The following is a 309-nucleotide window of genomic DNA, read 5'->3' on the forward strand; positions in this document are numbered from 1 at the left end:
CCCGGGCGGATGAGACGCAGGTCAACAGCGGCGGCAGGCTGCAGGTGAATGCCGGCGGCGTCGCCGGTCAGGTCACCCTGGCACAGGGCGGGGCCCTGGTGACCAGCACGGCAGCGACCGTGTCCGGCACCAACCGGCTGGGGAATTTCAGCGTGGATGCGACCAGCGGAACTGCCACCGGTGTGGTGCTGGAAAATGGTGGCCGGCTGGAGGTGCTGACCGGGGACAGGGCGGACACCACCACCGTGGACCGCGAGGGGACGCTGAAGGTGAACACGGGCGGCACGGCGACAGACGTGACGATGAATG

General features: G+C 69.3%; 1 protein-coding gene. It reads left to right on the plus strand.

Translation table 11 applies throughout. The features are described 5' to 3' along the window. The coding region (locus ACU8YC_RS28660; RefSeq protein WP_446896474.1) for an AIDA repeat-containing protein at window positions 1-309 on the plus strand (309 nt) is incomplete at both ends.

The sequence above is a fragment of the Citrobacter sp. VF227 genome, from assembly GCF_052950715.1.